The sequence below is a fragment of the Methyloglobulus sp. genome (genome assembly GCF_046714055.1).
Lineage (GTDB): Bacteria > Pseudomonadota > Gammaproteobacteria > Methylococcales > Methylomonadaceae > Methyloglobulus.
On sequence record NZ_JBKKBJ010000228.1, the window covers coordinates 1 to 8,949 of the forward strand.

The 8,949-nt window shown below is 47.0% G+C and carries 8 protein-coding genes and 2 pseudogenes; 8 read left to right on the top strand and 2 right to left on the bottom strand.

Going from position 1 to position 8,949, the window contains the following annotated elements; all coding sequences use genetic code 11:
* The coding region (locus ACLQ6D_RS13735) for a transposase (RefSeq protein ID WP_411727884.1) at nucleotides 1–238 on the bottom strand (238 nt) is incomplete at its 3' end.
* A 22-nt stretch (nucleotides 239–260) separates the two neighbouring features.
* Here ACLQ6D_RS13735 and ACLQ6D_RS13740 point away from each other — a divergent pair.
* The 3 genes and pseudogenes from ACLQ6D_RS13740 to ACLQ6D_RS13750 all read left to right on the top strand — a co-directional run.
* Nucleotides 261–590, top strand: a pseudogene (locus tag ACLQ6D_RS13740) (transposase); the annotation flags it as partial.
* A gap of 166 nt (nucleotides 591–756) precedes the next feature.
* Nucleotides 757–906, top strand: a pseudogene (locus ACLQ6D_RS13745) (helix-turn-helix transcriptional regulator); the annotation flags it as partial.
* Nucleotides 907–1,164: 258 nt separating this feature from the next.
* Complete coding sequence (locus ACLQ6D_RS13750) at nucleotides 1,165–1,968, top strand: spermine synthase (RefSeq protein WP_411727885.1); 804 nt, start codon at nucleotides 1,165–1,167, stop codon at nucleotides 1,966–1,968.
* Here ACLQ6D_RS13750 and ACLQ6D_RS13755 read toward each other — a convergent pair.
* Nucleotides 1,958–2,221 carry a hypothetical protein gene (locus ACLQ6D_RS13755; RefSeq protein ID WP_411727886.1) on the bottom strand — a complete coding sequence of 88 codons (264 nt, stop codon included), beginning with the start codon at nucleotides 2,219–2,221 and terminating at the stop codon, nucleotides 1,958–1,960. The two genes, ACLQ6D_RS13750 and ACLQ6D_RS13755, sit on opposite strands and share 11 nt — an antisense overlap.
* Before the next feature lie 228 nt (nucleotides 2,222–2,449).
* Between ACLQ6D_RS13755 and hemL the strand changes: the two genes are divergently transcribed.
* From hemL to ACLQ6D_RS13780, 5 genes are all read left to right on the top strand, one after another.
* Nucleotides 2,450–3,736, top strand: a complete 1,287-nt coding sequence (gene hemL / locus ACLQ6D_RS13760; protein WP_411727887.1) for a glutamate-1-semialdehyde 2,1-aminomutase — start codon at nucleotides 2,450–2,452, stop codon at nucleotides 3,734–3,736.
* Between the two features lie 15 nt (nucleotides 3,737–3,751).
* Nucleotides 3,752–5,083: a DNA recombination protein RmuC gene (gene rmuC, locus ACLQ6D_RS13765; protein WP_411727888.1), complete on the top strand. Its 1,332-nt coding sequence runs from the start codon at nucleotides 3,752–3,754 to the stop codon at nucleotides 5,081–5,083.
* A gap of 559 nt (nucleotides 5,084–5,642) precedes the next feature.
* Complete coding sequence (locus tag ACLQ6D_RS13770; protein WP_411727889.1) at nucleotides 5,643–5,834, top strand: hypothetical protein; 192 nt, start codon at nucleotides 5,643–5,645, stop codon at nucleotides 5,832–5,834.
* A gap of 272 nt (nucleotides 5,835–6,106) precedes the next feature.
* Complete coding sequence (locus ACLQ6D_RS13775) at nucleotides 6,107–7,126, top strand: sterol desaturase family protein (RefSeq protein ID WP_411727890.1); 1,020 nt, start codon at nucleotides 6,107–6,109, stop codon at nucleotides 7,124–7,126.
* A 442-nt stretch (nucleotides 7,127–7,568) separates the two neighbouring features.
* Complete coding sequence (locus tag ACLQ6D_RS13780) at nucleotides 7,569–8,444, top strand: hypothetical protein (protein ID WP_411727891.1); 876 nt, start codon at nucleotides 7,569–7,571, stop codon at nucleotides 8,442–8,444.
* The last annotated feature ends 505 nt before the right edge of the window (nucleotides 8,445–8,949 follow it).

Genomic DNA, 8,949 nt, shown 5'->3' on the forward strand with positions numbered 1-8,949 from the left:
AGTCACAGCTCCGGCGTTGGCATGGCGCGCACCAAAACCGTCCGCCCTCCATCCGCCATTGGCTAGATGTCCCGCATTGTGGGCAGAAAAAACCGTTGGGCCAACGAAGCCACTTAAGGCAGTCAAGACAAGCCGCGCCAGCTAGGAAGCATGCCTGCAAATCCGCATTGCTGGGCGGATAATCGCGCCCTGCTTGAAGACCGGAGGCAGGCGTTTGTATGGGCGTCGGCATTTCCATATCTTGCACCTACAGCACTTAAACCGCCCTCAAGCCTATGCTGGCTGCGGATGCCCTGTTGGTCAGCGATGGCAACCCCGCCTACACGGCGTTCTGTGAGGCAGAAGGGATCAGCCATGAAGCCGTCAACCTCAGCCAAGGCCAGCGCGTCAATGGCGCTTATCATGTGCAGAATGTCAACGCTTATCACAGCCGGTATACAGTGGTTGGCACACTTCCATGGCTTAGCAACCCACTACCTGCCAAACTGCCTGGGCTGGCGGCGGGCTTTTGAACAGCACCAACCACTCGCACCAGAAATGCTGCTGAATGCCCCGCTCTGGGGAATTTTCAATATTTAACGGTGACATAGCCTCTCGTTAAAACTAACGCCCTGCCATAAAACGCATGAATACCTTCTGCTGATGGAAAAACGCTCAGGAGAATGGAATCTCGATTCTGTCAAAAGCTCCTTAGGGCTCACTTTTCGGGAAGCAGAAATACTCATGTGGATTTCCAGGGGCTAAACCAATAAGGAGGTTGGCCTTATCCTGGGCGGCAGCCCATGCACGGTCAAAAAACACCTGGAACACATTTTTGAAAAACTGGGCGTTGCCACCCGTGCTGCAGCCATGTGTATTGCCATACAACAAACTACCAACCTGACATCAACCCCTGAGGTGATGTAAGCGGAACATCATGGCATCGAAAGTTACCACGATTGAGTAGAGTGTTGTTGCATGTCGATTGAATCCACAAAGAAAAATCACTGGACAATTGCCAAAAAAAATCATTAGTCTTCGCCGAACCCAGCTAAGGTGTTAGGGTTTAAGAGTTTTAAACCGTAATCGTGAGGGTTTCACTAGAATACGCACAAAACACGCTAGGTATCACCTTAAACTCGTGTACAATCAGCAGCTAAAGTTACATAACCCCTGCCTTTAGCTATGTACAAATACGATGGTTTGGTTATTTACCAAAACCATGATGATGAAGGTGTCCTTGAGGTTGTCGAGAAAAATGGCATAAGGTCATTGCATTTTGGCTCAAGCTCCCGGCAAAGCAGCATAACCCTGAATAATCCAGAAAGCCTCCAACTGGCTTATACACGGGCCATGGCCAGTTGGTTGTTGTTCAAAGAGACGGTGGATGATGCGTTAATCATCGGGTTGGGCGGCGGTTCATTAGCCAGGCATCTGTTGTACCATTTCCCGGAATGCCGACTAAGGGCCATTGAATACCGGGCGAGCGTGGTTAAAATAGCCCGTAGCCACTTTGGCTTACCGCTGGATTCACGCTTGAAAGTGATTGTTGGCGATGGCGGGAGTTATGTCCACCAACACGCACAAACGTGTAGTGACCAATATAGTTTGATCCTGATTGATGCTTTTGACTTTGAAGGCATGGCGCAATCAATTGCTTCCATTACTTTTTTTAATGCCTGTAAAATCCTGCTAAAACAGGATGGCATATTGGTCATCAACCTGTGGGGAACGGAAACAAATTTATGTGGCTCCTGCTTACATTGGCTGGAACAAGTTTTCAACGACAAGGTATTGATCCTGCCTGTCCGTAACCGTGGCAATATGATAGCCGTGGCATTCAATCAGGATGTTTTGCGATACGAGATGAAAGACCTTAGGCCATGGGCGATTGAACTTGAACAACAGTACCAGATCGAATTCCCAAAATTTTTGAAAGATTTTAATAAGCACAATTCATGTTCCATTCAAGCAGTTATCAAAAAATGACCTGAAATGCATAGCCTCTCCCGTCATTCCGGCAGGAATGGCAAAACGTGTCGAGCCACGGGGCTTGCCACAAGGGGTCTTGTTGTTCGATCAAACGGATTTTTGCAATCCGCGACCATTTTTTAAGTTGTTTCTCGCACAGGACAGCGCTTTCCGTCATTTCATGTGCCTCATACCAAATGAATGCATGAATACCATAGCGTTTGCTGAAATCGCCCACCCTTCCCATAGGGTGCTGATACACCCGTTTCATCAAATCAGGACAAAACCGCAGAATTTTCCTTGAGACTAAGAAGAGGGGTGTCTAGTGAATACACATGGTTATTATTCCGTATAAGTTATGAACGGTCGTTGTAACTGTGGTCTTTATGTAAAATATGCAAACCATAACAAATTAAAGGGAATCCCTAAAAATTCAAAATACTCCTTCTCCCTTAGGGGGAAGCTATTTTTAGAGGCTCCCTAAAGATACACAGACCCTATGACCGAAACAGCAGAAGTATTATTTGCCAAAGCAAAAAGCGTAATTCCCGGAGGCGTCAACTCGCCTGTCCGCTCTTTTAGCGGTGTCGGCGGCATTCCGGTTTTCATAGCCCATGCCCAAGGCGCGTACATTGTTGATAGCATGGGCAAGCGTTATATTGACTACGTAGGCTCATGGGGCCCGATGATTCTCGGCCATGCCCACCCTGAAGTGATCGCGGCGGTTAAAAATGCAGCCGAGAAAGGCTTAAGTTTTGGCGCACCCACAGAAATTGAAACGCTGCTCGCGCAACGGGTGTGTGACACTTTACCGTCCATCAATCTAGTCCGCATGGTCAGCTCCGGTACGGAAGCCACCATGAGCGCGATCCGTTTAGCGCGTGGCTATACAGGCAGGGATAAAATCGTTAAATTTGAGGGCTGTTATCACGGTCATTCTGATTCCTTACTGGTGAAAGCAGGATCTGGCGCGTTAACGCTAGGTGTACCGAGTTCTCCGGGGATTTCTGCTTCTGTCGCCGCAAGCACAATTACACTCACCTATAATGATAGCGATGAAGTCAGAAAGGTGTTTGCTGAAATCGGCGAACAAATCGCCTGCATCATCGTTGAACCAGTCGCGGGTAACATGAATTGTGTGCCACCAGTCCCCGGATTCCTTGAAACCCTGCGCCAAATTTGCGACGAATACCTCAGCGTGTTGATTTTTGATGAGGTCATGACCGGATTTCGCGTGGCATTATCGGGCGCACAAGGGCTTTACGGCATCAAACCGGATTTGACAACGCTGGGTAAAGTCCTGGGTGGCGGAATGCCGGTCGGGGCATTGGGTGGGCAACGTAAAATCATGGAATATCTCGCGCCCTTGGGTCCGGTTTACCAAGCCGGAACGCTTTCTGGTAATCCCGTTGCAATGGCGGCTGGCCTGAAAACACTGGAATTGATTGCCGCGCCCGGTTTTTACGAATCGTTATCTACAAAAACTGAAAAACTCACTTCTGGTTTGCAAGAACGCGCAAAACAAGCCGGGATTGCATTCACGACCAACAGCGTGGGCGGAATGTTTGGCCTGTTTTTCAGCAAAGAGGAAAAGATTACCCGTTTTGCCCAAGTTATGGCTTGCGAGCTAGCCTTGTTCAAACGCTTTTTTCATGCGATGTTGGCAGAGGGCGTTTATCTGGCACCTTCCGCATTCGAGGCGGGTTTTGTCTCCGCCGCTCATACCGATGCCGACCTGGAACAAACGCTGGCTGTCGCCGAAAAAGTTTTTGCCCAGCTAACGTAAACAGGAACAGCACCGTTGACCCTCACGGAGTTTATCAATAACCTGCCACCCTGGGTAATCGCCCTGGCCGGCGTAATCGTCGGCGCGGTGCTGATGCGCTTGTTCAGCCACAAAGATAAGATCATCATCCAACAACTGTCGATCAACATTGCTGTTTCTGAAGAAAAAATCAAGCATTTGCAAAACGCAGAAGCGGAGTTAAAACAGTACCAACAACTGCTGACCACCGCCAAAACCAAAAACGCCGAACTGCAAACCCGTATCGCCGAACAGGAAAGAAGCGCTTACGAAAAACTAAAGCTATTGCAGGATGCCGAAATCCAGCTAAAAACCCAGTTTGAGAATCTGGCAGGAAAAATCTTTGAAGACCGCAGCAAACAGTTTGCCGAACAAAATAAGACCAGTCTCGATCATATCGTCACCCCGCTTAGGGAACAACTGGGGGAATTCAAGCAACGGATTGAGACCGTTTACGATAACGAAAACAAGGACAGGATTACCCTGCGCGAGGAAATTGTCTCCCTGCGGCGCGATACCGCAAAAATGAACCAGGAAGCGCTTAACCTGACCCGTGCCTTGAAAGGCGACAAAAAGACCCAAGGCAACTGGGGCGAGATGATCCTGGAAAAAGTGCTGGAACGCTCGGGCCTGCGAAAAGGCATCGAATATGAAACGCAAGGCGCATTCCGCGATGACGATAACCGCCTGTTCAAGCCCGATGTCATCATCCATTTGCCCGACAACAAGGATGTCATTATCGACTCCAAGGTTTCCTTATTGGCGTATGAACGCTACTGTTCAGTGGACGACGACCAGGAGCGCGTGATCGCCATCAGGCAACATACAGGCGCAGTGCGCGACCACATCAAAAGCCTGAGCGAAAAAGATTATTCCGGCTTGCATGGCATAAAATCCTTGGATTTTGTGCTCCTGTTCATGCCCATAGAAGCCGCATTTGTCGCCGCATTCCAAGCCGACGAACGCTTATTTACCGATGCCTTTGAGCATAAAATCATCGTCGTCACCCCCACGACCTTACTGGCTACTTTACGCACAATCGAAAATATCTGGCGTTACGAGCGGCAAAATGAAAACGCCAGGGCGATTGCTGAAAAAGCAGGCATCGTTTACGACAAGCTACGCGGATTTGTGGAAGAACTCGACAAGCTGGGCAAGCAACTCAATATGGTTCATGGCACTTACGACGGCGTGATGAACAAATTGACCCAGGGTAACGGCAATCTCATCCGTCAAGCCAGCAGTTTTGTTGACTTGGGCGTTAAAGTCAAAAAAAGCTTCCCCAAAAATATTAGCGATCAGGCGGGGATTGAGACGGATGAGGGCTAAACATCTAAGTAAGCAAAAACCACAGCGACAATAACCTGAAAGGGAAACGGTGAAATCGATAATATACAGAACTTAGCCTAACTCATTGTTTATTTCTTCAGCTTTTGCGGCGTAACGATGTCACCTGGGAAACTTATATAATCTTCCGCAGTTTTTGCTATTGCGTGTTTTGGATCCCCATCTCCGATAAAAAATCGGATGTCTTCGGAGAATAGGTAGCCGGTAGCCTCGATAAAGTGTAACGAAATCGAGGAATATCGAAGCCCTGAGACCAAGTTACATCAAAGCTTGCATTTATCCAACTTACGGCCTTACCGTAGGGGCAACCCCTTATGGTTGTCCAGATAGGCACAAGGCCTATCCCTACAATGCTCTCAGCATTTGGGTGATTAATTAAGAAAGCGCTGAACAAATCTGCCGGCTTCGTTAGCGTTTGATTATTTGGGCAAGCTGGAAACCAGCGGGCATCCATTGGAAGCGAAATCACGGGCGGATTAGCCGCGCAAACCCTCCAACTTTCATCTATGTAAAGTTTTCCCGTGCGTCGTAATCCGCCATTTTGCGGCAACAATTCCAAACCACAACCGCACTTCCGACCAGGGATGGGGAAAGTGCGGTAGTCGGTAGGGGAACGGCACCGCCTCCATCCCTGGAGGTCGGCGGCAATGGTTCCAGACCATTTGCCGCACTTTCCCCATCCCTGGAGGTCGGATGGATGACCGCCGCAGTTGGTGAATTACGCCGCGCCTAAAGGACAAACAAACGGATAGATCGCGTATGTTGCGCGGCTAATCCGCCCTTGTATTATACGACTTACGGCCTTTCCTTAGGTTTCAAATTATCTAATTATTAGATTTTATAATCTATTAATATCGTTTTATTCAAGATTAAAACCGCATTAGGATATTCCTCAATAGAACAGTAAAGGTAGCTGCTCGGAGAAACTAGCGTTATTTTATGCGCTATCAAACTGAAGATTACCTTGTTCCAAGTTCGTATCAATATTGAATTGAGGACCAGGCCATGTTAAACACCAGCCTACCAACAGCCTTATTTGACTCCAGTTTCACAGTGCCATCCTTGTTCTCAGTGGCAATGGCCAGTTTTTTGTTAACCCTATTTTTCGTTTTACTATTGGCATTAGAATGCCGGTTTCCCAGAGAAAAACTGCCCGCAAATAAATTACGTGTGTCTTATAAAACAAACCTAAGTTTGTTTGTCTTCAACAGTATGTCGCTTTCGCTATTATCTGCTTCAACATTACTGGTGCTGGCGGAACATTATTCGAATAAGTGGCTATCGGTTTACCTGTCAAGCCCTTTGTGGCAGGTGGTTTTGTCGTTTTTACTCTACGATTTGTCGCTTTATCTCTGGCATAGGGCAAGCCACCGGTTTGATTTTCTTTGGCTATTCCACAGAGTCCATCACAGCGACCCTTATTTGAACGTCTCGACGGCTTTTAGGCTTCATCTGCTGGACGCGTTTATTATCACGCTAGTTAAGGCGGCTTACATCGTCATATTTGGTTTTGACAAGGCCGTCGTCTTGACCAATGAGGCCATCAACACCTTGTTCCTGATGTTCCACCACAGCAACATTACCTTCAAAGGCGAGAGGTTTCTGGGCTACCTGATTATTGTGCCGTATTTGCATCGCGTCCACCATTCCACACAACGTCACGAGCATGACAGTAATTACGGTGCAGTGCTTTCGCTTTGGGATCGTTTGTTTGGCACTATGGCAGAGTTGGAACCCAAAGAAGTCGGTATTAACGGGGAAGCGCCCCAGGATTTTATCGGCCTCATAAAATTTGGGTTTACGGCGAAATTACCCGTGTTAGTGCAACACCTGAGTATGGAAACAATGATTGCTGAGGCGGCCTACTACAAGGCGGAAAAGCGCAATTTTTATCCCGGCCATGAGATTCGTGACTGGCTGGAGGCAAAAAGGGAAATTATCAGGCAGGTGTATGGCGACAAAGCTATTGGGATTCGGGCGGGGGATAATATCCCTAATTTTTCGAAAGGTGGGATTTGTTGTTAGCTGGTCATGTTAAGACGCTGGCACACAAACGTCCATGCCATTATCCGTTTCAAAGATAAATACATCTAATTATATCGTTTTATTAACAATGAAAACCGTATTAGGATGTACACCAACAGGAAAACAACAAAAACTAATCGGTCAGTTTTGTTCAAGCAGTTGAATTAATACCAATCCCAATAAATTGTTATTTGAATCGCCTCATCCTGACCTTCTCCCTCTGGAGAAGGAACAATATGGGAACTTTTTGGAATTGGTATTACAGTTCTTCATGGCTTTCGAGTTAAGGAATATTTGAAAGTGTCTACCTCCTCGCAGGGATGTTGTTAGGGCGGGGTTTAAACCCCGCCCATTTTTTTCGCCACTACCACCATGCGTATTAACAAAGGGTGGGCAGTAGTTTAAATCTGGAATCAAAAAAATTAGCTAGAGGAAAATAGTTATGCCCTTACATGATTTGGTTGAATATTTTAATGACCGCTTTGGGCGGGAACACCACTCCAGTTTTCGCCCCTTTATCCTGAAAGATAAAAAAGTCAGAGGGCTGTTTGGGCCGATACGGATTGACAGCCTTTTTTCGCCGATACGACACACGGTGAAACCTACAGACATTATCGGCCATGCCGCGCAGATTGAAGTTTCCACCCACGCCACGCAATATTTGTGCGAAGACGAAATTGAAAATCTCTTGGCAAATAATGAAAAACAGCCGACCAGCCTAGAATCCATTATTAATTTTGACCGTTTGTCGCGTACCGTACACATGCTCAATTTCCTGACCGTATTGCCATCACACGGCAGCCTTTTTTTGGAGGTCGATCCACGCCATATACTGGGCATAAAACACGATCATGGGGTTTATTTTGGAGAAGTCATAGCCCAGTGCGGCTTGAACACCCAATACATTGTTATCGTGTTGTCGGTACACAGCCAATATGCGCGTCATTACCGACAATTGCTTGCAGGCTTGGATAATTATCGCCATCAAGGTTATCAAATTGCACTCAAATTTGACTATAGGGCCAGGGATAAAACGACGCTTGATTTGATTGCATCGTTATCCCCGAATTACGTCAGCGTGTCGGCGGAGGGTCTCGGCCACAGTGATGATAGCGATAATTTAGATGAACTAACAACAGTAGTTGCCTCGGTGAATGGGCAAAGTATTTTGCAGCAGGTTGACCAGAAAAAAACCGATTCCTTGGCCCGCAGCGCTAATTTTGATTTGGTAGAAGGCAGTTACTATAGGGCGATAGCGTTTGATTATTTGGGCAAACCGAAAACAACCGGACATCCATTGGAAGCGAATCATTTTTAGTTTGTGTGCAGGCTGGGAGTCTAAAACACTACTTTGGCTCGCTTTTTCGGAACACTCCAGGCTTACGGTTATTGAGTGATGCCTGGAATGCACGGCTGCCCTAGGTTGGTAACAATCAAGTAACGCAGCCAACAATAGGCATAATAATGCCGCTTTTTAATGCCGGGTAAATGCCCGGTCCAATCATTGTTCATAGTTATAGGAGAACGTCATGATTTCAATAATAGTCTTCACGATATTGATGGTTATATATTTGCTCTTTTGGCAACAAATCGACAGCAAGCATAAACCGCATTAAATCTGGAAAATGTGTAAATCAACAAAGCAGGACGGGGCAAAAACTCCGTCCTGCTAGGTGGTATACGGGAAGAACATAATATTTTCTGATTACGTAGGACCCACAGCCAATTTTGAAGTCAAAGGCATAAGTGCAAGCCCTTGAAACCAAAGGAGGCGGGAGATGAGCAAAAACAAAGTGCAATACCAAAAAGGTATGGGTTTGCCC